This window comes from Mesorhizobium sp. M0189 (genome assembly GCF_040322135.1).
Taxonomy (GTDB): Bacteria; Pseudomonadota; Alphaproteobacteria; order Rhizobiales; family Rhizobiaceae; genus Mesorhizobium.
The window spans coordinates 1-22,089 of the sequence record NZ_JAMYSW010000036.1; the positions used below are offsets into that span (position 1 = coordinate 1).

The following is a 22,089-nucleotide window of genomic DNA, read 5'->3' on the forward strand; positions in this document are numbered from 1 at the left end:
CGCGAATGGTTCGAGGCCAAGACCCAGTTCGCCGTCGTCTTCGGCGAAAGGTTCGTCAGCCAATGACGAAACCGGCCTCGCGCACAGAATTCCTGACAGTTCCCACAAACACCCCCAATGCCCGGCTACCCGGTTCGAACGTGATCGTCCATTCCTGCCAGCAGGAAGCAATCAACGCTGGGATCATACTGGCGGCCAACTTAGGAGTCGTGCTTCCGGCCTATGCTTGACCGCGCATGACGGCGCACAGTTCACAATGGAAAGCTGCACTCCCGGCACGCGCAATCAGATTTGGCACCTGCCTCTCCTGCCTGCCGCACCTAGATGATTGTGGCACGGGACAAACAGAATTCGATTCCCTCGCAGCAGCCTCTAACAGACGCGACAGCGCAGTGCGAAAGACCACCGCGGAAAACTTAGGAAAGAAGCTGTACGGATTGTCCCTGCGCCGAAAGCAGTTTGGCGGCCTTCCGGTCAAACGAGACGAAAGTCTCCCCGCCAAGCCAGCCGCCGTCAAAAGCGATCACGCCGTCCGCGAAATCGCCGCCGGCATCGAGGACTGACAGCCCTGCCTCAACTGCCGGCCGGTTGACGACAACATTCGCGGTGTTCAGCAACGCCCGGATCGCCGCGGCAATATTTTCGCGCTCTGTCTGGTATTGCCTGGCCAGAACCCAGGCGAACTCGCACAAGGCCTGCAAGCTCACGGCCACGATGTCCGCTTTGGCCAGCAGGTCGACGGCAACGGCCGCCTGCCCCTCATCATCGGCGACATAGGCGCGCAGCAGCACATTCGTGTCGGCCGTAACCCTCATTCCTTGCCGGACCCGGCCGCGGCGCCCGCTTCCGCTATCGCCTCGTTGATCTCCTCGATGCTGAGCACCTGGCCGTTCGTCTTGCCTCTGAGGAAGCCGTGGAGGTCCCGGAATGACCCTTTCGCCCGTGCCGCCTTCAATTCCGCCCGACCGTCGGGCAGCAGATCAAGCTCGATCTTCTCGCCCGGCTTGATGCCCAGATGTTGCAGCACGTCCTTGCGGAACGTCACCTGTCCCCTTGTCGTCACTGTCAACGTTGTCATATTAAACATTTCCTGTTCATCGCAATAAGATAATGCAAATCTGCATTATTATCAATGCAGATCGTCGGGGCCAAGCTCGGCGTCCATGCGGCGACAGAATCGCATTCCTGCCGTTTAGAAAGCCGCCAGGCACTGTGGATTCGCTCTCGCCCCCTAGTTCGGCAGATTGGTTGATTTCCCAACGTCGAGTGGATCACGAACGGTCGCTTCGAGTATCTCGAGATAGCTTTTTCGACGTTGCGGCCGGTCTGGACCGCTGCCCTCCATCTGCTCTGCGATCTTCTTCAGATTTTCCGCCGCCGGCCAGAAACGACCATCACCTTGGCGAATTCGCTCATAGCGGACAAACAGGGCAGGTCAGCCACGATTGGCGGATCCAAGGGGCTCGCGCACTTCCGTGCTAATGGACATCTTGCAACCGATGCCGACCGGTTGCCCAAGAAAGCGCTTCTTCGAGCCGGTCGTCTCCCCAAAAAATTTCGCCATTTACCACGAACGCAGGCGAACCGAAAATTCCGTATTCGCGCGCCGCATCGGTTTCCATCTTGAGCCGCTCGTGGGCGGCGGGTGCGTTGGCCTGAGCGATCACCGCATCCACGTCTTTGCCGAGTGGCCGAAGCACGTGTTCAAGGTGGGCTCTGTCGCCGAGGGCCACGCCCTCCAAATACCAAGCCTTGAAGCTCTCGATTGTATAGTCCTCACACCAGCCGCCTTCCGCGGCGACCATCGCAACCCTGTTGGCCAGAAGGTCGGGGTCGGTTGGCCAGATGGGCGCAGTTACGAAGGGTAGCGCGTGAGTTCGCGCCCTGCGCTGCACGTCACGCCACATGTATTTGACCTTGGCGGTCTGCGAGCGAAGCGCAATGTTGTTTTCCGCCATGACGGTGCGGACATTGAATGGACGCCATCTGACGGTAATGCCAGCGTCCCTCGCCAAAGAGCCGATACGCATGACGGAGAGGTATGCATAACCACTCCCAAGGAAATAGAAAAATTCGAGTTGCCTCATCCGCTGTCTCCTCGACACTGTCTAGAGCCCGGGCGTTCACGCGATCGTCGACGCCACCACTACGCTGCCAGCTGCCCTTACCAAGACTTCACGCGTCGCCTCCCAGTTTCCTGGTCGTCATGGCGCATCGAAGGCATCCTGCCCAAACATCAGGGTAATTGCTGAGTTCCTGTATTGCGCAAGCGAGATCCCTGTCTTCGTTCTGTGAAAAGGCTTGCCGAATTGCTTCCCAACCACGCAACGTTACAGTGGAAGAGACGATCCACCTGGCATCTTCCGCCTAGGCTGAAGCACAAGCTGCTGCCTTGAGCCGGTTCACGAGCTGCAAAGTATTCTCTCGTGATTGGGCAAAGTCTAAGCTAAAGCCAACTATAGCCTCCTGTCTCCCGACGCACACTATCGCCCAACGTTGGAGCGTAGGCAATATTGTATTAGCGTCAACTTGAATACCGCCATCGTCGCTCCCGGCTCACCCTGGCGCGGCGAATAGGCATTGGTGACGTGACGATCACCGCGGCACAGAGCGCGGGCCTTTCCGCGTCTCAGCCGCAGCTCGCGCGTGACTCCCGGCGACGAAATTCGAACTCCGGACCCCTAGAGTCGAAGTTACTAGTGTCGAAATAGTTGTTTTAGATCAATTACTTAATCAAAATGTCGTTTTCGAAAGCCCTGGAAATCCAAGATCATCGGATCGCCTAGAGTAGAGGCTTCGTCTCGCGCACTTCCTGTTCTGTCCGCGATCGATCCAGCCGTTGGCGATTGAGCAGCATGGAATCGCCGAATTCATGCGTGCGATATCGGTGCTCGGCGAAGGCTGCGGAGGCCTTGGCGAGCAGAGCATCGTAGGCAAAGGCGCGCAGCAGCTCGAAATGGCTTTCGCCGGGCTGGTGGACGCCTGTGAGAATCGCATCGACCACGCGAAGTGGCGTGCCCAGCGCGATACGCCCGGTCGCAATGCCATTTCCGGCACGCACATTGCCGTCGGGGTTGGCAGCTGCCTCAAGCGCGCGCACCACGCTCGTGCCGATTGCGATGATGCGGCTTCCGCGGAGCTTCGCCCGCGCGACCTGGGCCGCCGTGCGCTCGGGAATGCGGTACGGCTCGTCGAAAGGGAGGCGCAAGTCGAGCGCGGGGTCCCCGGTGGAAGACACGCCCGCGGCATGGGTGAGTGTTGCGAAGCCCACGTCTCGCCGACGCCAGGCCTGGAGCGTGCGCCAGTCGAGTGCGAACCCTGCCGATGGCGCCTCGAACGCCACCGGCCCGGCGGCAATCTTCGTCCAAACATTCCAAAGTGCCAACGGTTCGCGAACATTCGCATATTGGATCGGCCGGCCGTGCTGCGCCACTCCTGCAAGCACCGCTGCGCGGTTGCCTCGGAAGCGCAATTCGAGAAGGCGAGGATGGTCGAGAAGGCGCTCTATGACGGCTTCAAGCCGGCCGAGCCGGAGGTGATCGCCTGGTGATAGCGGGGGCGGAGGCAGCCGATTTTCCGTGCGCATGCGGTGATCGCCCGCGCCGAAGGCAATCGCCAGGAAGTTGGTTGGGTCGGGAAATGTCAGCCAGCCTGCCAGGCGGATCTCGATCGCCTCGTTGCTGGGAAGGTGCGTGCCGCGCAAGCTGGCAGGCAAGGTCGCGGCGTCATTGGCGATGACCAGATCGCCGGCATCGAACAGTATCGCGAGTTCAGTGCGCGGCAGGTCGCGCGTCGCGCCGTCCGCCTCCACGACGAGCAGCCTGGCGGCGCGCCGATCCGGACGGTCGGCGGCAATCATCCGCGTGTCTCGGCGAGAAGTGTTGCGCCGGCCGGCAACGTATCGAGCATCTTTTCGATGATCTCGGCAGCAGCCAGGTCGGGACGCTTCAATGTCGACGGATCGGCGTCAGGAAGCGCCAGCGCGTGCAGCGGGGTGTCCATATCGCCGGGGTCGAGCGCGAGGTGCCGGATGCCGTCGGCCTTCGCCTCCTCGTCCCAAATCGCCGTCAGGTGAGCAAGAGCGGCCTTGCTCACACCATACGCGCCCCAGCCGGGATAAGCGTTCACCGCCGCGTCGCTGGAAATGTTGATCACCAGCGCGCCACGGTCCTCGCGCGCGGACGCGGCAAGTGCACCGAACAGTGCTTTCGTCAGCCGGAACGCGCCGACGAGGTTGACCGCGAGCGCTTTTTCCAGCTCCTCGCACTCGGTATCGGCAAGGAGCGCCAGTGGAACGGGCCCGAGGCTCGACGCATTGTTGATCAGAACGTCGAGCCCGCCTAGGCTCGCGGTGACCTGCAACGCGATCGGGTAGATGTCGTCCTTTTTGCCGACGTCGCCGACGATGCCATGTGCGCCCGTCTCGTCAGCGATGCGTTCGACGTTCGCGGCAGTGCGGGCAACGAAGGCGACGAACGCACCCTCTCTGGCAAGCTGCCGGACAAGCGCCAGTCCTAGGCCGGACGTGCCGCCGGTGACTGCTACACGAAGTCCCTGAAGATCAATGTTGGTCAGCATTGACGATACTCCTTCAATCCGTACAACTTATTGGTACAAGCTGAAGTTAACTTGAGGTCAAGCATCATTCCGTGGATCGATGCCGACCAGACTCACGTATCGAGGCGCACCTTCGCCTTGTCGGCCAGCGGGCTGATCGCATGCGAGCGGGCCGGAACGGGCGCAAGCGCAGCCGCGATCATGCCGAGCCGGATCGCCTTATCGTCTTGACGCCGCGTATTGGCTGTCGATCGAGGCGATCGGCTCCGAGTTCGCCGTGATTATCAGGCCGGTGAAGGAAGCGTGTCGCCGTGCAAGCGCCATCGGATTGCGGCGGCGGAAACAATTCTCAGCCTCGCCGAACGCCACCAGTACACTACCAATCTGCAGGCGCGGGGCTTGGGAGGCTCGCGATCGGGCCTGGTCGGACTGATGCCGCCCATCCACGACAATCGTTACTTCTCCGCCATGGCGCAGACTTTTGAGGACATGTGCGCAGCCGGGGCCAATGCTCGGTCGTGGTCAGTGCCAGCCGCGACCAGGAGAGGAACGGCGGACGCGGAGACGTTTTCTCGATGACGGCGGCTTCTCCGGCTGACCAAGGCGCACCGGCTTCACTCAACCAAAGAAATATGATCATGATCTGGACCGAGACGATCGGCTTCCTCGGAAGCTTCTTCGCCGTTCTCACCTACTCAATGAAGCCTCAATGAAGCCATGCTGTGGCTGCGCATAACGGCGGTGCTGAGCTGTTTGTGCTTTGCCGCCTATGGCGCCCCTCATCGGCAGCCTACCCTGAGCCTGATGGAACTGGTGCTGCTGCCGATTAATGCCTGGCGCCTGTTCGAACTTCTCCATCAAACTCAGCCGGGCCGGATTCAGGGGGCCCGAAAATGCCAACACCGCATCTCTGGCTGCTGCTCCGGTGGGCGCTTTCCCTCTGGGTGCTCGGCCGGATCTGACTTGTGATCGCCGCTAGCGACCGCTTTCAGGAAGTAGCAGAGCTCGTCTCAACCGCCGAGACGAGGCGCAAATTCGCCTAGCGCCTCAACGCCGCATAGTTCCGCCTTTGATGGGCGACAGTGGACCGGCGGTTTTCGGGATGACCATCTTCCATGCCGAACGGCTGTGATGCGACGCATTGCGGAAATCGAGCCCCGTAACTGAGCGGTGGCTTTCAGAACATGATGACCTCTCCGCGAAGTCGAGAGGCCATCGTGATCAGATCTCGGTTCCCTCGGCGATGTGAGCGCGTCCCCGACCTCGACATCCGGATGGCGAACCGTATTCTCGATCTCGGTGTGCCCAAGCAGGATCTGAACCGCCCGGAGGTTGCCTGTTGCCTTATAAGAAGCGGATCGAAACCGGAAGCTCGACGCGAATTCAACGGAGAGCTCGCCGGCTGTTCACGCTGCTCTACGCGCTCAGTCCTAAGACAAGCCGCCAGAGAACTGGCCTTCCAGAAGCGACGCAGGTCAAGGGAACGTCGCCTCGCCGGGCATCTTTGCAACTGCGACGATCACTCTGGCACGCCGGAGATGCCCAGCGCCTCGACATAACGCTCGGCGAACACCTCGTCCAGCCACGGGTTGATCTGTCTCTGCAGGGTGAGCGTGTAGGTCGGGAACGCCTTCATAAGACGCCGCGCCGCCGCCTGCGCCTCGTCCAGCCGGTTGAGTTTGACCAGCGCCATGATCACCACCCGGTGCGAGGAGCCGTAGTTCGGCATCTCGTGCAGCGCGCGTTCTCCCCATGCCAGCGCTTCCTCGTAGCGCTCGAGCATCAGGTAGCTCATCCCGATGCCGGAGAGCGCGATGCCCTTCTCGGGGTCGATCGGGCTCAGCCGCATTGCCCTGTGAAAGTGCTCGATGGCGACGAGCGGGCGGCTGGAATGTGCGTTCACCCAGCCGCTGCCCGTATGGCCCTGCGCCGAATTGGGGTTGAGCAGCAGGGATCGCTCGATCGTGCGCAACGCCATCTCGTAGTCCTTCGCGCTGTAGGCGATCACCTGCGCGGCGAAGCGTAGGCTCGTGGGATCGTCGCGCGCTTCCGCCAGTACCTCTCGCGCCATGCGCGCGGCGACTCGGATATCGTCGGGCTCGTGCCAGCACTGGCTCACGGATAGGCTGCGGATATAGGCGCCGAGTGCCTTCGCCAAGTTGAAGCCAGGGTCGATGCTGAGCGCCTCGTTGGTGAGCCGGCGCACGTCGGCAAAGCCTTCGCGCGTCATGCTGTAGAAGCGCGGCAGCGCGCGAAGGTAGAGGTCGTAGGCGCTGATGTACTCGGTCGGTTTCATGCGCGCCTGCTTGATCTCCTGCAGCCGGATGCTCGGTTCGACCGCACCGACGACGCTCTCGGTCACCTTGTCCTGCAGGTCGAAGATGTCGCTCACATCGCCCTCGAAGCGGTCAGTCCAGACATGGTGCCCACTGATCGCGTCCACCAGCTGCCCGCTGATACGCACCCGCGATCCTGCTCTGCGGATGCTGCCTTCTAGCACGTAGCGGACGCCCAGCTCGCGCCCGACCTGGCGCAGGTCTACCGCCCGGCCCTTGTAGGTGAAGGACGAGTTGCGGGCGATCACGAAGAAGGAGTTCACCCGACTCAATCCCGTGATGATGTCCTCCACCAGCCCGTCGGCGAAGTATTCCTGGTCGGGGTCGCCGCTCATGTTGGTGAAAGGCAGGACCGCGATCGAGGGTTTCTCGGGCAAGGGAGGCGATGCAGCCACCGAGGCGCTGGTGTCGGACTCGACGCGGTAGGCGCGCACGGGCCGCTCGATGTTCTTGAGGCGCAGGTTGCCGAGCGGCCTGAAGCCGCAATCGAGCTTGCCCTGAAGGTGGTCGTACGCGGTGCCGGAGACGACCACGGTGCCGGGATCGGCGATGCTTTCGAGTCGGGCGGCGATGTTGACCCCGTCACCGTAGAGGTCGCCGTCCTCCTCGCAGACCACGTCGCCGAGATTGACACCGATGCGCAAGCGAATCCGCTCTTCCTCGGGCATCTCCGCCTCATGTTCTGCCAGGGCCTGCTGAATCGCCATTGCCGAGGTCACCGCGTTAACGACGCTCGCGAACTCGCACAGCATGCCGTCGCCGGTGAGCTTGACGATCCGACCCTGGTGCACAGAGACCAGCTGTTCGAGGAGGTCCTTGCGGTACATCTTCAGCCGCTCGAGCGTGCCGCGCTCGTCGCGCTCCGTCAGGCGCGAATAGCCGACCACGTCGCAAGCCATGATCGCTGCGAGGTGGCGCTGCGTGGTCACTGCACCGCTCAGCCAAGCGCCTGCACGCGGGCCGCCCCGCGTCCATGTCCTGCCAACTTCCAGACGCCCCATGCGCATGGTATCTATCTCTCCCAGTCGCCGCCGTCGCCGATATAGAACGCAGAACGCAGCTCGACCTTGCCTTCACGAGGTTTCGCTAACCCTCTTGCGAGGCGTGGAGCGTTCCAGTCGCCGCGCCCACGCAGCCTCTGGAGACGCTGACACGTCACTCCCAGAAGGCCGGAGATATTTCTTGCCCTGTGTAACCGGTTGACGCCACCGTGGCGGTGCTTTTGTCACGGCGATGTAACAGCGAGATGGCCTGCGAGCGCGCGCATCGGGCATTACACCAGACGTTTGCGCATAGAGGTGCTGAGGTCGGCAGGTGGTGCGGGCGCGACCTTCAGCATGGTCAGCTGCGATGTCTGGCTTTTGGGCGAAAGCAAAATCCGCCTCTGCGGCCGATATTGAAGCGTAAAACTGCCATTCACTTCGTGATAGATGTAGGCCGGCTTCAATTCAGAACCGACCTCGGCCAAAGGCTACCTTTGAGCCAAGATGGCCTTAGTTGCATGTGATTGGGCAAACACGCCGACTTCCTCAGTCGGCTATTGTCAAGCCGCTCGGGCTTCATGTCTTCGCCGCTCACCATTTTGTCACGGCGGAGAAATCGAGTTTGCCTGAGCCGAGGATAGTCACTTTCGCAACGACGCCCACCTCGGCCGGTACCCTCAGGTCCATGGCGCCATGGGCCTTGGCGAAGACCAGGAATTCGGTACGCGTGGCGTTGACGGCCTCGGTGACGAGGATCAAACCAGTCGAATTCGGCATTCCGGCACGCATACGTATTGGTGGTCAGGCTCGCTGGCGGACGCCCTGTTCCGCCTCTGGTTGGCGCGAGCTAGCCTTTCGAGCCGGCTGGGGCGATTGCGCCTGGAACAATATCCGTGTTCTGAGCCACCTTGATTCGCCATCCCGACTGCCCTTCTTGGACAATCAGAAGCAATATGCCTTTCCTAACCCCGGCCGGGGAGCCGTCCGGAGCAAATGCTCCCGTTAGCGTCCAAGTGTAATGAACAGAAGCAAGCCCCGGAGCCAATTTCACAACCGACGAGATATCGCCTTCTAATCGGCTATCCCGAAACATGGTGTCATGGGTGGCTCGGTGCGCCGCTTCGATCTCGGATCGGTTCTTCCACCAAACACCTACGACGTTAACGAAATTAGCATCGGAAGCGAACAGAGACGCAAACTCATCCATGTCATGCCGGTTCCAAGCGTTCGCAAAAGCGGTAGCGACATGCTCGGGCTTATCAGACGTCACGCTCATGACCCACGTCTCCTGCGTACCTCCGCTAAGCATATAGGAGCCCGGACCGGATGCGACACGGCAAAGGTCAAATTTCAAATTGACGCACTAGCGGCAGCGGAGGAATTGCGACATCCAATGTGGGATCCTGTTACGATCCCCTATGGCCATCCGAATAGTATCCTGGCGCTTCTTTCCGCCTTCGCCTACGGATTCGCAAAACTCGTTGAACGTTATGGCGGCGTTGGCGATCAGCCTTCTCCATGTGAAGAAGGCTCAACCCTTGATTGCCCAGACCGCAATGCGCCGCCACCTTAAACCTGAGCCTAAGCATTCGAGCGCGCTTGGAATAGGAAGTCGCGTTCGCGCCAATCAAGCGGAAGACCAAAGTCTGCACGGCAGAAGAGCGAATTGATGGCTATCATCGTGACATGATAGCGTTGCCGCACCTTGCCCGAGGACGGCGTCTTCGCGCCATTCCATGCACATGCCATGCGTCGCAGTTGCGCCACAAATGCTCAGGGCGCCAGTCCGGCCTTCCCCCAAGTGACAATCCTGGCGTCAGGCGCCGCAGGCTGATGGATGTTGTCTGGTCGGTCATCTTTGATGAAACCGTACCGGATGCAGACGCCGAAGGGGGGCGGAAGCCGACTAAGAGCCCGCCAATTTCGTCTAAGTTCATGTCCGCCGTTTGCAAGTAAAAATGCGAAAAGACACTACGATGCAAGGACTTAGCTTGCGTTCTTGAGCCTTCGACCTTTCTCTAGCACGCGGCAGTAGTCCGGAGCAGTGGGTCTGAGTGCCCCTATTCTGCTCCTAGTTTTTGACGTTCGGAGACGACTAGATGGCCAAAATCAAGCTAACCAAATCTGCGGTTGACGCCGCCGCCCCGCAGGACCGCGATTACGCATCCGGCAGGGTGAAGACGGTGCAGGGCGCGGCGATGCCGCGCAGCACGTGTTCGCCCAGCGGCACCAGCGGTGTGGTGATCTCGGCGGCGAGCGCGCCCGAGATCAGCACCGAGCGGCCGAGCGGCCGGCATAGCCCCTCCAGCCGGCTGACCAGGTTGACCGCGGGGCCGATGGCGGTGAAATCCAGCCGGTCGACCGCGCCGATATTGCCCCACAGCATCTCGCCGAGATGCAGCGCCGCGCCGAACGGCAGCCGGGGCAGGCCCTGCGCCTGCCGCCCCGCATCGAGATGGGCCATGCCGGCGCGGGCGGCGACGACGGCGCGCAGCGCCGCCTCGCAGGCCTCGGCCGGCGCAGCGGTGACCGGGAAAATCGCCAGCATGCCGTCGCCGATAAATTTCAGCACTTCGCCCCCAAAGGCGTGCACCGCGCCGGCGACGCGGTCGAACCAGGCGTCGAGCGCGGCGATCACCGTCGTGGGCTCGGTTGACTCGGACAGGGCGGTAAAGCCGCGCAGGTCGGCATAGAGCAGCGCGGCGCGAATGGTTTCTCCGGTGCCGCGGCGCAGGGACCCGCCTTGCACCCGGGCGGCACTGCGCCGGCCGAGATAAGCCTCGAGCAGCGCTGTCAGCGCCGCCCGCGCCGCAAGTGCGGCAAGGGGCGCCGCGGCGAAGCGCGCGGCCTGGCGCAGCCGGGCAGCCTCGGCGGGGCCGAACGGCCGGGTTCCAGCCCAGCCCAGCACCGGACTATCCGGCGCCCGGCCAACCGGGCCCTCCTGCACCGTGCCGAGCTCCGCCAGCCAGTCGCGCCCGGCCTGGCCGAGCGGACCGCCGGCGAAGCTCAGCGCCTCGATCACCGCCCCTGTCTCCGCCCGCCAAAGCCAGGTGCGGCGGGTGATGATGGGATGCGGCACCGCGAGCGTCAGCGCGCCGCCGGCCAGCGGCAGGCCGTCAGCCAGAAGTCGGCCGCCGAGCTCGGCCAGAAACCGGTCGGGGGCGGCCGAGGCGCCGGCCTCGTCCACCAGCCAGGCGAGAGGCGCGGGCAGATCCATGGCGCGATTATGCGGCCACCGCGCCCGGCCTGTCATCCGCGCCGTGACGATGCGCAGCCGGCCCGCCGATCTATCCCCCCGCCCCCGGCGCTGGTACGGTCCGATCCTCGATGGCGCCGGGTTCGACCCGCCCTGCGAGCCGGCATCCGCCGTCAAATTGCAACGGGCTCACGGGCGGCGATATCGCGCGCGGAAGGCCGTCACCGCCTGCCCGTGTGGCCGTATTTGGGATCCGGGCCGGGATCACGCCCGGCTGCAACCTCGCCCAGCCTGCCGAGGTAATGAGCCCAGCCCTCCGCATGGCCGGCGCATTGCTCGGCATTGGGCAGGCCGGAGTGGGTCAGGCGCAGCAGCGTTCCGTCCGGCTGCTCGATCAGATCGATCTCAACCAGGCTCGATCCCGGCGGCACCTCATCGCTCTCTTCCCAGCCGAAGCTGTATGCCAGACGGTGCACCGGCACCACCTCCCGGAAGGTGCCGCGAGCGACGCGAGCCCCGGTAACATTGACGAGATAGAGCCCGCCGGACTGCGGCTCGAGCTGCGCCTCCGTTCCCATCCAGCGCAGGATCTTCTCCGGATCGGTCAGGAGGGCAAACAGCGCAGCGGGGGGCGCCGGGATGTGTGTCTCGCGGCGGACGACGAGGGCCTCTTGCATCGGCTTCCTCCATAGTTGCGACAGTTGGAGCAATTGTAAACCAGTTGGCTGCTCGTGCGATAGAATAGGATCGGACATCTACTCTGGAGTGACAAGTGTGGCGAGATTCCGATGGGCACTCGCCGATCACAGCCGCGGCGCATGCGCTCCGCTTCGGGAGCGTTCGAAGCGTTGGGTGCCGCATCCGATATCCCGAGGATCGATTCTCAGAGATCAGTTGCATCACCGGAGATTGGTTTCGGGCTGACGCCACGCGAGCTGCACGTGCTGCGGCTGGTGGCGACCGGCAGGTCGAATAAGGTGATCGCTCATGAGCTCTGCCTCAGCGGAAAGACCATCGACCTGCACCTCTGCAAATTCGCAGAACCTAAGCGCCAAAACTGGCGCGGTGCTCCTACGCGTAGCTGATTCCCGTCAGTGACCGGGGTTTCGGCGCGGAAACAGGCAAGCTGCGGCAGCTTCATGCCCCGTCGTCGCCCTCACGCCACCAGACGCGGAGCAGTTCGTGCAGTCGCGGCGACATCGTGGAGTGGCGGTCCTTGCGGCCCTTGCCCTCCTGGACGCGGCCGAAGTTGATCGGCCGCAACACCAATGCGCCCAGTATGATGATCGGCCAGCGGGCCGCGGACATGATAGTCCATCAAGAAGTGCTGCAGTGACGCCCGTCGATCCCGGGCTCCTACGCAACATCCATTTCGGGACCATCTCTCTATTATTCTGCAGGCGGACGCGTGCCGGTTCTCAAAGGACGTGTTGAGCGCGCCATCAGACACTCCAGGACCGGCTTGTGAAGGCACTGCGCCTGCGCGTCATCAGCACGATCAAAGGAGACCAATGCTTATGCGCCTGAGTTCATGGCGGACTTCAACGCTCGCTTTGGCAAGGACGATCCTGCCGGTGGCTTCGGCGAAGCGCCGGGCCGGTGATCTGAACATTCCCCTTTGCGGCGATATCTTCGGCATTCCACGAAACGAACGACGGGAGTTGGATATGAGAACGGAAATGTTGCTCGACGCAAAGGTCTCGCCGAGTCGGCCACAGGGCGAGTGTTCAGGTTCTGAGCAGCAGGCTTGAACTTCTGTACGACAACGAACTCAGCCTGATCATTCTCCCAATTGACTGCCGAAAATGACCGCCTTCTTACAACTAACCGCCAAGCCACATTTGGCATTTGCAACTCGCGCTGGGGTGTCGACCGCTTCTCTCACGCTCCCCCCATATAGATTTCCATGATCTGCCGGTCGTCGCGCACGTCCCGACGCGTCCCCTCGAAGCGCTTTTCGCCGGCCGCCAGGATGTAAAGCTTGTCCGCAATCGGCATCGCCTCGCGGATGTTCTGCTCCACCATCACGATGCCAATGCCGTGCGCGGTGAGGGTGGTAATGCGTTCGAGCGTCTCGATGACCATGGCCGGCGACAATCCGGCGGAAGGCTCGTCCAGCAGAATGAAGCGCGGTTCCGAAACCAGTGCCCGCGCCAGCGCAAGCATTGCCTGCTCGCCGCCCGAAAGCGAACCGGCCGCGGTACGCCGCCGCCGTGCTAAAGAGGGATATTGCTCGATCAGCGCCTCGATGCGCTGCTCGACTATCCGCCGGTCCGCGATGGCGTAGCCACCCATGCGCAAATTCTCCATCACTGTCAGGCGCGGAAACACACCGCCGCCCTGCGGCATCAACACCAGACCCTGGCGCACCACTTCATGGACGGCAAGGTTGGAGAGTGTTGATTCACCCAGGCGCGCCGTACCGCTCCACACCGGCAGCGCGCCGACAATGGCCTTGAGCAGGGTCGACTTGCCACTGCCGTTCGGCCCGAAGATGCAGGTAATCTTGCCAGCTTCCGCGCTCAGCGAGACGCCATGGACGATCTCCTGCTTGCCGTAGCCGGCGACGATGTTGTCGGCGGTGAGCGTGGTGCTCATTGTGGCCGCCCCAGATAGGTCTGCATAACTTCCGAATTGCGAACGATGTCGTTGAAAGGCCCGGTGGCCACGACACGGCCTGCATCCATGACAATGATGCGGTCGCACACGTTCCGCACCATTTCCATGTCGTGCTCGATGACCAGGACGGTGGTGCCGCGCTCGCGCAGCCGCGCGATGGCCTCCACGATGATCTTGCGGATGCTGGGATGCACGCCCGCTGTCACCTCGTCGAGCAGAATGAGCGAGGCCTGGCGCATCACAACGCGCCCGAACTCCAGCAGTTTCTGCTGGCCGCCCGAAAGATCGGATGCGCGGTTGTCTGCGACATGCTCCAGCTTGAGCAGCGCCAGCGTATCGGCCGCCCGTTCGCGCGCGCCCCGCCAGTGGCCCTCGGCCGCAGCCGCCAGCAGGTTTTCGGTGACGCTCATATTGTCAAACATGGCCGGAATCTGGAAGGTGCGAGCAAGCCCCAGCCGCGCGATCGTGTGAGCCTTTCGGCCGCCGATTTCGTGACCGTCGAAGCGGATCTGGCCACGATCCGGCGTCACCGTGCCCGATATCAGGTTGAACAGAGTCGACTTGCCAGACCCGTTAGGCCCGATCAGGCCGGCGATCTCGCGCCGACCGACGTCCAGGGAGACACCGTTGACGGCCTTGATGCCGCCGAAATGGCAGTGGAGTTCGCGCACGACGAGAATAGGTTCGCCGGTGCCAGAAGTTTTGCCCTCGGCGGCGCTCAACTGGGCCGTCCCGGGCCGCCGCCGACAAGATTGCCGACCGCCTTGTCCAGCACGGCGCCAGACTTGGCCACGCGCCTCGAAAACATGCCGACGATGCCGTTCGGCAGAAACAGCACCACCAGCACGATGGCCGCGCCCAATATGGCGATATAGAACGCGGTGTCACCCCAGTACATCCAGATGATGCGGTTTACGACAAAGAGCGCCACACCGCCCAATGCCGGCCCCCACAGGCTGCCCAGCCCGCCCAGCAGCACCATCACCACCATCTGATCGGTGATGTCGCCGCCGAAGACGCTTTTCGGATTGATGAACGTGACCCAGTAGGCAAAGATCGCGCCAAATACCGAGGCGGTGACGGCACTGAGCACGAAGGTCTGCAGCTTGACCAGCGAAGTATTGATACCGATAGCCTCGGCCGCCGGCTCATGATCGCGCAGTGCCTTGACCTTCAGCCCGAAACGCGAGCGCTCGAACAGCGCCCACGTAATGAGATAGGTGAGCGCAGCCGCGCCGAACATGGCGAAGTAGAAGAAGCGCTCGTCAAGAAAGGGCGGCAGCCCAATGCCGCCGATGCCGCCGGTGAAGTCCATCACCGAGGCGAACTGTATGAGCACCTCGGCGAAGGCCCAGGTGGCTATGGCGAAATAGGCGCCGCGCAGGCGCAGCGTCGGCGCGCCGATGATGATGGCAAACAGCGCCGTCACCACGATACCGGCCGGGAGGGTGGCGAAGAAGGGCCAGGCGAGCCTGTCGCCCATCAGCAGCGCCGTAACATAGGCGCCGAGCCCGAAGAAGGCCGAATGGCCGAAATTGATGTAGCCGGCATAGCCGCCGAGCATGTTCCAGGAGCAGGCCAGCCCCGCCCACATCAGCGCGCCAGTGGCAATGCGCAGCCAGTAGTTGTTGACCAGCATCGGCAGCAGCGCCAGCACAACGATTACGGCGATCAGCAGGAGGAGGACGGCCCAGCGTGGCTTCATGTCCCGCCTCACAAGCCGTGCCGCAGGATCCCGCGCGGAGACACGAGAAGGACGAGGAATAGGGTGCCGAAGATCGCCAGCAGCGAATAGCTCGACCCGACATAGGTCGCGACGAAGGCTTCGATGACGCCGAGCAGCAGCGCGGCGACGAGGGCACCGCCGACGGAGCCCAAGCCGGCAAGCACAGCCACGAAAAATGCGAACAGAGTATAGCGCAGGCCGACTTCCGGGTTCACTGAAAAGATTGCACCCATTAGTACGCCGGCCATGGCAGTGATGCCTGCGTAGAGCCCGTAAACAGTGGCGCTGAGGCGGCGGATGTTGACGCCCATCAGTGCGGCGTTCTGCCGGTTTTCAGCCGTCGCTCTGATCGCCAACCCATAGCGGGTGCGGTAGAGGAACAGGAACAGTCCGCCGGCGATGGCGATCGCGAAGACCGCCGCGGCCACGCGGATCAGGGGCACCGTCACGGGCCCGACGGCGAGGCTCTCGCCGCTCAACACGGTCGGCACGCTGTGGGTATTGAAGCCCCACGCGGTCAGCATGCCGCCGCGCAGTAGCGTGAACAGGCCGAAGGTCAACGCCAGCGCCATCAATTCCGGCCGCGCCGTGCGGCTGTTGCGGACATTGTAGAGGATCGGCCCAATCAGATAGCCGATGGCGCCGAACAGCATGAAGGCCACGGGGATCGCCAGGAATCCGTCGACACCCAGTCCGGCACCCATATAGTAGCCGAGATAGCCGCCCAGCACGACCCAGCCGCCCACCGCGAAATCGATGACATGCAGCACGCCGAAAGCGAGCTGGAAACCGATCGTAAAAGTGGCGATGACGCCGCCGATCAGAAGGCCGTTCAGCAAGGTCTGTAGGAATAGATCCAACGCGGGAACCGTCCGTCAGCCAACGAAAGGGCAGAGTGCCGCGGCAAAGCGGCCGTACACACGATAGCATGGTCCGTCATTTTCCGAGCACGCGCAACCACCGTCATTGCGCCGGGCAAGGGTGATGGCGACGAGGCCGCCCCCACCCTGTCCAGAACCGGCTATTTCCAAGCTGGCAGCGGGTAGGTGAGGTCCGCTGCCGCGGCCTCTTTCGGCCCCACCGCTACGGTCTTGCCACCCTGAATCTGGATCAGCACCGGCACCGGCTGGACGTTGTCGTGGTAGTGGTTGCCTTCCTTCTCGAACTTGATCGGTCCGTAGAAGGTCTGGATGTCGGTCGCGGCTATCGCGTCCTTAAGAGCAACCCTGTCTTCAGGCGTGAGCCCCGGCTTCTTGCCAAGCCGCTTGACGGCATCGCCGAAAACGAGACCGCTGGCCGCGCAGGCCGCTTCGGTATAGTCGGGCTCGTGCCCGGACTTCTTTTGCGCCATCTCGGCAAACTCCTTTGCGGTGCCGAAGAAGTCGTCCTTATATGAAACCGACGGCAGCCACACGGAGACGCCGCAGGTACCGTCGGCGTCCGCGGCGAGCGCCTGGGCGAAGGCCGGGTCGGTGACGCCATAGTGCATTATCAGCGCCTTGGGCCGGAAGTTCAGCGACTTGGAGGTCTTGACGACATTGATCAGCGGCTCCTCATGGCCGCCGACGGCGACGATATCGGGATTGAGCGCTGCGATCTTAGAGATGACGGGAGTAAGGTCGCCAGAGGCCGGCACCAATTCGTAGGCGACGACTTCCAATCCGGCCTCCTTGGCCCCGTCGCGAAAACCTTCGCCGGTTTCCTTCGAGAAGGGTTCGTTGACGCCGATCACAGCAATCGTCTTGGCCATGGGGTTAGACAGTTTCGCCAGCACGGCCAGCGATTTACCCGCAGTGGTGTCCACGGCCGGGATGATGCCGAAGTTGAATTCCGGCTTGGCCTTCCAGACGTTTGGGGATTCCGCGGAGCCGGAAATCATCGGCACCTGGTACTTCTGGCAAATCGGCTGCACGGCGATAGTCGAGCCGCTGGTGTAAGGGCCGAATAGCACGTCGACCTCATTCTGGACGATCAGGCGCTCGGCGGCATCCGCGCCGGTCGCCGGGTTGCTTTGGTCGTCACCGTAGAACATGTCGACCTTGAAACGCTCGCCGGCGACTTCAACCCCGCCCTTGGCGTTGACGGCCTCCGCCCATAGGTCGTAACCGCGTTTGGTCAGGTTGCCGCCGAGGATGTTCTCGCCCGACAGCGAGGTGATAACGCCGGCCTTGAATGTCGTCACCTGCGCGCATGCCGCTCGCACAAACGGGCCCAACGGGCCGGCTGCGAAGGCGCCGGCGCTGACGCCGAGGAACCGACGGCGCGAAAAACGTTTGCTGTTCGTGAACATCACTCAACTCCCTTCATCCGTTATCAGATTGGAAACCGACGATATCTCCTGTTTATACCACTGTATGCCTTTTGTGCGGACAGAGAAGATATGCCTGGGTCAACAGGCAATGCGTAAGGCGGCTTCGGGTCATCAACGCGTAGAGGCGCCGCAGGCTGTGGATGCTCAATGCCTCGTCGTGCACCAGCTTCGTCGACGTATGCCTTTTGGGCGCCATTGGCGCCGCGAGCAGTTGTAGACGCGGCTCCTATTCTGCACCTAGACAAGTTTGCGAGGCATCAAGGAACGAAGGTCTAGTCATTAAGACATTGATTTTTCTATTGATTTATGTTCCTCGCGACGCTCCGTCGCATGGTAGACAAACCACTTTTTGAGAGGCAAGGCGCGAGATAGCCCTCGGATCATGGTCGCGGAGGGGTGGGATTCGCCGATCATGGCCTCTTCGCCAAGATGACGCCTTCGGCAGCCTTTTGATTTCTTTAAAACGGTCGCCGCAGTTTCGAAGATGGAGCCCCACGGAACCAAATCTGTCCGCTCGCGTCCGGGTTGGCTGGGCAAAGCCGGCCCGGCGCCCGAAGGCAGGCCCAAGCGGACAAGTTCATTCCAAATTGGGTTACTCGGGCCGTTCTGCCACAAAGAGAGTATCGGAGAGAAGCCCAAGCCGGTCGCGATCCGCGGCGGGTATACGATCTGAATTTATTCGGGTGACCGTAAAGCCGGCGTCCTCGATACGCTCCTTGATATCCGGTCCGTAGGCTCGCACGTGATCCGATCCACCAAAGCGCTCGTCGCGCTCGCTCAGTGACATAGATGGCGTCGCTTCGATCGTTTGGCGATAAATAAGCGGCACCTGGATCCAGACCTGCCCTCGGGGCTTAAGAGATGACCAAAGTTGCCGAAACACATGCCGATCATCAGGTACGTGTTCCATGACATGACTTAAGACGACGATATCGAGATCGCTGGTGCGACGCATGTCCATCAGGTCAATTTTCACGGTATCGGGGCCGTACCGTCCCGGCTCGAAATCGGCTTTGATTAGATTGCCCGCTTGAGAGAGTCTCTTTGAAAGACCCTTCTCGCTCGGCGCAATCTGGAGAATTTCAAGCTGCCCCGCCGGCAACTTGATAAGCCTACGGTCTAGAGCACAAATCAAAAACCGCTCACGATCCACGGCATGACAAAGCGGGCAGATAAGAGTGTACGCTCCGAAACGGTAAAAAGCCGCGACATCGCGATCGCAGGCATTGCAGTGATGAGCCTTGCTCATCGGGAGGAGCGTCAGGGCAAAGGCTCTGAGCCAATCTCGGTACGAATGAAGTTTGCGTGTGACCCGCCGTACTGTGATACGATCACCATAGCTGCGAAAAAGAGATAGAAGTCGGCTTTCTCGAACATTGTTCTTCCTTGATGGTTTCAGCATGTCGCCTCTAAGGTTTTTTCACCCAGGGGACGATAATTAGCGCCAGCTGATATGAAGTCGAGTCTGCGGAGCAGCCCGTGCTCCCGATCGGTCGCTGACGATGCAGGGCGTGGGAGCCAGGCCCTCGCGCTAACGCTGGGACAGCGGCCAGCAGGAACACGCGCTGGCGGGGCTGCTAGTCCTAGTTGTCCTATTCGAACCCCGCCTTTGAAGAGAAAATTCGATCATCGTCATTGCTGCGCCTTGTCCGGGCTTCTCGACAATGGCCCGCATCGTCAAATTCGCCGGCCACTCGCTGCGCGCTGGCCTCGTCGGCCGAGGTCGACGAACGCTATGTGCAAAAACAGCTCGGCCATGCCTCCGCGGAGATGACCCGCCGCTATCAGCGTCGCAGACATCGCTTCCGCATCAACCTGACCAGGGCTTCCGGCCTCTAACGAACCCCCTGCTCTGCCGTTGTTCCGCCGCTCAGGTTCGCGCGAACGGCCTCACCCTGAGCGCCAAAAGATTGGTTTTCGGCCATTCGGGCTGCCCCGGAGCCTCCGGGCCTGTTTCATCGCCAGGACAGCTGGTCTTTCGGCAGCCGACCGCTCGGATCGAACACGTTCACTTTGTGCGGAAGATCGGGACCCCAGTCCCATAGCACCAGATTGCGGTCTTCCGTCTCCGCGCCCGGAGCAAAACTCGGCACCAGAATTCCAGCGATGCCTTCAGGCCGCAGCCGGTCATAGATGGACCAGGATGCAGGTCGCTCTCCGTTGCTGAGAGCCGTGGCCCAGGCGCTCCCCATGTCCGCAAGCGTGACAGAAGATTCTCCCCTGCCCTGCTCGGTTGTCAGATCAGTGATGTCCTCGCAGTCCACCTCATAAGAGCACAGCACGCAGGGGTCGATGCGATGCGCGAAGCCCTGGTTGGCTTCCTTGACAGCCGTCATGACGGTCAGCGCCAGATATAGCGCGGGCACACCTTTGGGATTGAATCGAGCGCCCCTGATCGCCGCTCCATCACCGGAACTCGGCTTGAATGCCCAACGTGGATCATGCGCCCTGTAGCAGGTTCCGACAAACCTCAAGCAAAGCCACCCAGGGCCATGTGATCGAGGTAGTCGCGAATAGCAGCGGCCTTGCCGTCCTTCACGAGGGCTTCGGCGGTGCGTCCACCGAATGCCGGCAGCGGCTGGGCTCGGTACCAGGCCATGGCCTGTTCCTTGCCTCCCGCCCAATCCGTCACGCGGCTGATGATTTCGAGCATCTCGCGCAGACGCCCCTGCGTCTTTGCCGTGCGGCTGCGCTCCAGCCGATAGAGGGTTTCGCGGGCAAGCCCGGCCGTCTGAGCCAACTGACCCTTGGACATTCCAAAGCTGTCGGCCACCTGGTCAACGGCAATTTTCCCGGCACGGTCCATATAGGACAAAACCAGGGGTTCATTCTGCATGGATTTCTTGAGGGCTTGCCCCATGGAGTTCCTTGTCATATTAGCAGCCGTATTTACTGTGCAAAACATATGGCGCTTTTCGACTGGTTTCAAGCCCCCAAGCGCATGGCGTTGTTTGGCGGCTTCTGGACGCGTGCCCCGGGCGACAGCACCCGCCAGATCTCGTCCAGCGGGCATGTCACCTTCGTCCTCCAGGGAATTCGTTTTCGCAAGGACGGCACACTCGGCAAATTGCACGAAACGCTGACGTTGTCTTTCAAAGACGAAGGCAAGCGGAGGGAGGAGGTTGGTGGCCGATCAAAAGTTTGAGCGATATCCTCGTGATGTGCGCGATTGGCGCCGCGAGCAGTTGGTTCGGTGTCTCGCGACACTCCGGCGCATGGTAGACAAACCCCGTTTAGGAAACGAACGTCCGTCCCGACGGAGGGACTGCGCGATTCAGATGTCCGGATCGTCGAGAATGCGAGAGATCGTGCTGCGCCCCAGCGCACTCATGGCGGGGTTGGTGCGATGGTAATACCAGACGAGACCCATTGTCTGCTGGAATGCCCAAGCAACACCACGCTTCCACCAAAGATCTTCAACCTGAAGGCCGCACCGAAAGGTCGCTCTTCGCTCGCGGTCTAGAAGATGCCACGCGACTACCAAATCTAGCGACGGGTCGGCTGGTCCGAAACTGCCGCCATCAAGCACTCCGACAAGACGCCCGCCCTGCACGAGAAGGTTTGCTGGGATAGGGTCCCTATGAGTCATCACGACAGGCCCAGCGGATGGCAACTCCCGGAAGCGAGTCCACAAATCGCGCAGTCGAGCCACATCAAGAAGGCCCTCGCTGTTTTCAAAGCAAACACTCATCCAATCGTCATGATCGGAGAGATGTCCACCACGTCCTTGCCCGTCGAAGCGTCGGCCCCGTGTGTCCGCTTGGCGCAACGATGCCACGAGGTGTACAAGGTCTAGGGCGAACGTCGTCGATCCACTTAGCCCGTGCGGCGTGGCAACCTCGCCTTCAATCCAAGTTTGTAACGCCCATGGCATTGGGTAGTGAGGACCTGGCTCGCCGAGCCCAATCGGTTGAGGCGTCGGAAATAGCAATGTTCCCCAATCTCGACCATGGCAGCGGCCTCTGACCGAAGCATATTGGCGCATTCGGTCGGATTCATCGCCCTCAGTGGGAACCGCGCCGTGCTCTTCGAGCCAATGCGGAAGATGGCATTGACGGTTCCCGACGATCTAACTGAGGAGATGTCTTCATGACGATACTGGGGAAACTGGTCGCGGATCATCTGGCGGGCGATATCGATGTCGATATCCACCTGGTCGTCATGCATCATGAATTCTCGTCCTGCCGAGCTCGAATATGCGCAGCACCCGAGGCATTCCACACTCTTGTCCTACCTCCACCGATGCCATCAAAATCTTCGATAGTGTCCTGAAGGTTCTGCAAAAAGTTTTGGAGAGAGAACGGCGCTTGCTCTGAAGGGCGAGCGGCCATGGCACGGTGGTGACGTTGCAATCACCGATT

The 22,089-nt window shown here is 61.7% G+C and carries 26 protein-coding genes and 4 pseudogenes; 7 read left to right on the forward strand and 23 right to left on the reverse strand.

All coding sequences use genetic code 11. The features are described from left to right. The first annotated feature begins 154 nt into the window (after positions 1 to 154). Positions 155 to 328: a ricin-type beta-trefoil lectin domain protein gene (locus tag NKJ09_RS31100; RefSeq protein ID WP_352548635.1), complete on the forward strand. Its 174-nt coding sequence runs from the start codon at positions 155 to 157 to the stop codon at positions 326 to 328. An 88-nt stretch (positions 329 to 416) separates the two neighbouring features. Here NKJ09_RS31100 and NKJ09_RS31105 read toward each other — a convergent pair whose 3' ends face one another. The 5 genes from NKJ09_RS31105 to NKJ09_RS31125 form a co-directional block, all read right to left on the reverse strand. Next, complete coding sequence (locus NKJ09_RS31105) at positions 417 to 815, reverse strand: type II toxin-antitoxin system VapC family toxin (RefSeq protein WP_352516340.1); 399 nt, start codon at positions 813 to 815, stop codon at positions 417 to 419. Beyond that, positions 812 to 1,078 (reverse strand): AbrB/MazE/SpoVT family DNA-binding domain-containing protein, encoded by a 267-nt coding sequence (locus NKJ09_RS31110; RefSeq protein WP_031194881.1) that lies wholly within the window; start codon positions 1,076 to 1,078, stop codon positions 812 to 814. The genes NKJ09_RS31105 and NKJ09_RS31110 overlap by 4 nt, the downstream gene beginning before the upstream one ends. A 400-nt stretch (positions 1,079 to 1,478) precedes the next feature. Further along, on the reverse strand, positions 1,479 to 2,087 hold the full coding sequence (locus NKJ09_RS31115) for a 2-hydroxychromene-2-carboxylate isomerase (protein WP_352483936.1): 609 nt from the start codon (positions 2,085 to 2,087) through the stop codon (positions 1,479 to 1,481). 695 nt (positions 2,088 to 2,782) lie between these two features. Continuing rightward, positions 2,783 to 3,859 (reverse strand): S-adenosylmethionine:tRNA ribosyltransferase-isomerase, encoded by a 1,077-nt coding sequence (locus tag NKJ09_RS31120; RefSeq protein WP_352496566.1) that lies wholly within the window; start codon positions 3,857 to 3,859, stop codon positions 2,783 to 2,785. Further along, on the reverse strand, positions 3,856 to 4,578 hold the full coding sequence (locus tag NKJ09_RS31125) for an SDR family NAD(P)-dependent oxidoreductase (RefSeq protein WP_352496565.1): 723 nt from the start codon (positions 4,576 to 4,578) through the stop codon (positions 3,856 to 3,858). Before NKJ09_RS31125 ends, NKJ09_RS31120 begins: the two co-directional genes overlap by 4 nt. 309 nt (positions 4,579 to 4,887) lie before the next feature. On the opposite strand from NKJ09_RS31125, the pseudogene NKJ09_RS31130 reads away from it, so the two are divergent. Beyond that, positions 4,888 to 5,102, forward strand: a pseudogene (locus tag NKJ09_RS31130) (LacI family transcriptional regulator); the annotation flags it as partial. A gap of 676 nt (positions 5,103 to 5,778) precedes the next feature. Here the strand turns inward: NKJ09_RS31130 and NKJ09_RS32615 are convergent. The 6 genes and pseudogenes from NKJ09_RS32615 to NKJ09_RS31155 all read right to left on the reverse strand — a co-directional run. Continuing rightward, a pseudogene (locus NKJ09_RS32615) lies at positions 5,779 to 5,915 on the reverse strand (integrase); the annotation flags it as partial. A gap of 161 nt (positions 5,916 to 6,076) precedes the next feature. Continuing rightward, a complete protein-coding gene (locus tag NKJ09_RS31135; protein WP_352496564.1) occupies positions 6,077 to 7,822 on the reverse strand; it encodes an adenylate/guanylate cyclase domain-containing protein in 1,746 nt (581 codons plus the stop codon). Positions 7,823 to 8,467: 645 nt separating this feature from the next. After that, positions 8,468 to 8,653, reverse strand: a complete 186-nt coding sequence (locus NKJ09_RS31140) for a hypothetical protein (RefSeq protein ID WP_156948243.1) — start codon at positions 8,651 to 8,653, stop codon at positions 8,468 to 8,470. A gap of 70 nt (positions 8,654 to 8,723) precedes the next feature. Then, the gene (locus NKJ09_RS31145; protein WP_352496563.1) at positions 8,724 to 9,152 is read right to left on the reverse strand and encodes an SgcJ/EcaC family oxidoreductase; all 429 of its coding nucleotides are present in this window, start codon (positions 9,150 to 9,152) and stop codon (positions 8,724 to 8,726) included. Positions 9,153 to 10,034: 882 nt separating this feature from the next. After that, positions 10,035 to 11,093 carry an adenylate/guanylate cyclase domain-containing protein gene (locus NKJ09_RS31150; RefSeq protein ID WP_352496562.1) on the reverse strand — a complete coding sequence of 353 codons (1,059 nt, stop codon included), beginning with the start codon at positions 11,091 to 11,093 and terminating at the stop codon, positions 10,035 to 10,037. A 200-nt stretch (positions 11,094 to 11,293) separates the two neighbouring features. Next, on the reverse strand, positions 11,294 to 11,749 hold the full coding sequence (locus tag NKJ09_RS31155) for an SRPBCC family protein (protein ID WP_352496561.1): 456 nt from the start codon (positions 11,747 to 11,749) through the stop codon (positions 11,294 to 11,296). A gap of 141 nt (positions 11,750 to 11,890) precedes the next feature. On the opposite strand from NKJ09_RS31155, the gene NKJ09_RS31160 reads away from it, so the two are divergent. Further along, on the forward strand, positions 11,891 to 12,157 hold the full coding sequence (locus NKJ09_RS31160) for a response regulator transcription factor (protein ID WP_352536477.1): 267 nt from the start codon (positions 11,891 to 11,893) through the stop codon (positions 12,155 to 12,157). 52 nt (positions 12,158 to 12,209) lie between these two features. Here NKJ09_RS31160 and NKJ09_RS31165 read toward each other — a convergent pair whose 3' ends face one another. Continuing rightward, complete coding sequence (locus NKJ09_RS31165) at positions 12,210 to 12,380, reverse strand: hypothetical protein (protein ID WP_023723176.1); 171 nt, start codon at positions 12,378 to 12,380, stop codon at positions 12,210 to 12,212. Positions 12,381 to 12,483: 103 nt separating this feature from the next. Between NKJ09_RS31165 and NKJ09_RS32620 the strand changes: the two are divergent. Beyond that, positions 12,484 to 12,633: pseudogene (locus NKJ09_RS32620) on the forward strand (ISNCY family transposase); the annotation flags it as partial. Further along, the gene (locus NKJ09_RS31170) at positions 12,584 to 12,823 is read left to right on the forward strand and encodes a hypothetical protein (protein WP_352496569.1); all 240 of its coding nucleotides are present in this window, start codon (positions 12,584 to 12,586) and stop codon (positions 12,821 to 12,823) included. The pseudogene NKJ09_RS32620 and the gene NKJ09_RS31170, both read left to right, overlap by 50 nt. A 130-nt stretch (positions 12,824 to 12,953) precedes the next feature. On the opposite strand, the gene NKJ09_RS31175 is transcribed toward NKJ09_RS31170, so the two are convergent. The 6 genes from NKJ09_RS31175 to NKJ09_RS31200 form a co-directional block, all read right to left on the reverse strand. Beyond that, positions 12,954 to 13,670, reverse strand: a complete 717-nt coding sequence (locus NKJ09_RS31175; protein ID WP_352496559.1) for an ABC transporter ATP-binding protein — start codon at positions 13,668 to 13,670, stop codon at positions 12,954 to 12,956. After that, positions 13,667 to 14,413 (reverse strand): ABC transporter ATP-binding protein, encoded by a 747-nt coding sequence (locus tag NKJ09_RS31180; protein WP_352496558.1) that lies wholly within the window; start codon positions 14,411 to 14,413, stop codon positions 13,667 to 13,669. The genes NKJ09_RS31175 and NKJ09_RS31180 overlap by 4 nt, the downstream gene beginning before the upstream one ends. Further along, a complete protein-coding gene (locus tag NKJ09_RS31185) occupies positions 14,410 to 15,396 on the reverse strand; it encodes a branched-chain amino acid ABC transporter permease (protein WP_352496557.1) in 987 nt (328 codons plus the stop codon). Before NKJ09_RS31185 ends, NKJ09_RS31180 begins: the two co-directional genes overlap by 4 nt. An 8-nt stretch (positions 15,397 to 15,404) precedes the next feature. Then, positions 15,405 to 16,277 (reverse strand): branched-chain amino acid ABC transporter permease, encoded by an 873-nt coding sequence (locus tag NKJ09_RS31190; RefSeq protein WP_352496556.1) that lies wholly within the window; start codon positions 16,275 to 16,277, stop codon positions 15,405 to 15,407. A 161-nt stretch (positions 16,278 to 16,438) separates the two neighbouring features. Beyond that, a complete protein-coding gene (locus tag NKJ09_RS31195) occupies positions 16,439 to 17,707 on the reverse strand; it encodes an amino acid ABC transporter substrate-binding protein (RefSeq protein ID WP_352496555.1) in 1,269 nt (422 codons plus the stop codon). Positions 17,708 to 18,320: 613 nt separating this feature from the next. Then, a complete protein-coding gene (locus NKJ09_RS31200; protein ID WP_352496554.1) occupies positions 18,321 to 19,130 on the reverse strand; it encodes a class I SAM-dependent methyltransferase in 810 nt (269 codons plus the stop codon). A gap of 268 nt (positions 19,131 to 19,398) precedes the next feature. Between NKJ09_RS31200 and NKJ09_RS31205 the strand changes: the two are divergent. After that, positions 19,399 to 19,567, forward strand: a pseudogene (locus NKJ09_RS31205) (integrase); the annotation flags it as partial. 116 nt (positions 19,568 to 19,683) lie between these two features. On the opposite strand, the gene NKJ09_RS31210 reads toward NKJ09_RS31205, so the two are convergent. Beyond that, positions 19,684 to 20,202 carry an RES family NAD+ phosphorylase gene (locus tag NKJ09_RS31210; protein WP_352496553.1) on the reverse strand — a complete coding sequence of 173 codons (519 nt, stop codon included), beginning with the start codon at positions 20,200 to 20,202 and terminating at the stop codon, positions 19,684 to 19,686. Then, positions 20,199 to 20,588, reverse strand: coding sequence for an antitoxin Xre/MbcA/ParS toxin-binding domain-containing protein (locus tag NKJ09_RS31215; protein WP_031195508.1), 390 nt, complete (start codon positions 20,586 to 20,588; stop codon positions 20,199 to 20,201). Before NKJ09_RS31215 ends, NKJ09_RS31210 begins: the two co-directional genes overlap by 4 nt. 45 nt (positions 20,589 to 20,633) lie before the next feature. Here NKJ09_RS31215 and NKJ09_RS31220 point away from each other — a divergent pair, with 45 nt between their 5' ends. Beyond that, a complete protein-coding gene (locus NKJ09_RS31220; RefSeq protein ID WP_352496552.1) occupies positions 20,634 to 20,873 on the forward strand; it encodes a hypothetical protein in 240 nt (79 codons plus the stop codon). 129 nt (positions 20,874 to 21,002) lie between these two features. Here the strand turns inward: NKJ09_RS31220 and NKJ09_RS31225 are convergent, their stop codons facing one another. The 3 genes from NKJ09_RS31225 to NKJ09_RS31235 form a co-directional block, all read right to left on the reverse strand. After that, the gene (locus tag NKJ09_RS31225; protein WP_352496551.1) at positions 21,003 to 21,602 is read right to left on the reverse strand and encodes a phosphotransferase; all 600 of its coding nucleotides are present in this window, start codon (positions 21,600 to 21,602) and stop codon (positions 21,003 to 21,005) included. After that, on the reverse strand, positions 21,545 to 21,898 hold the full coding sequence (locus NKJ09_RS31230) for a protein kinase family protein (protein WP_352516338.1): 354 nt from the start codon (positions 21,896 to 21,898) through the stop codon (positions 21,545 to 21,547). Before NKJ09_RS31230 ends, NKJ09_RS31225 begins: the two co-directional genes overlap by 58 nt. Beyond that, on the reverse strand, positions 21,888 to 22,089 hold a 202-nt coding region (locus NKJ09_RS31235; protein ID WP_352764614.1), incomplete at its 5' end, for a hypothetical protein. The genes NKJ09_RS31235 and NKJ09_RS31230, both read right to left, overlap by 11 nt.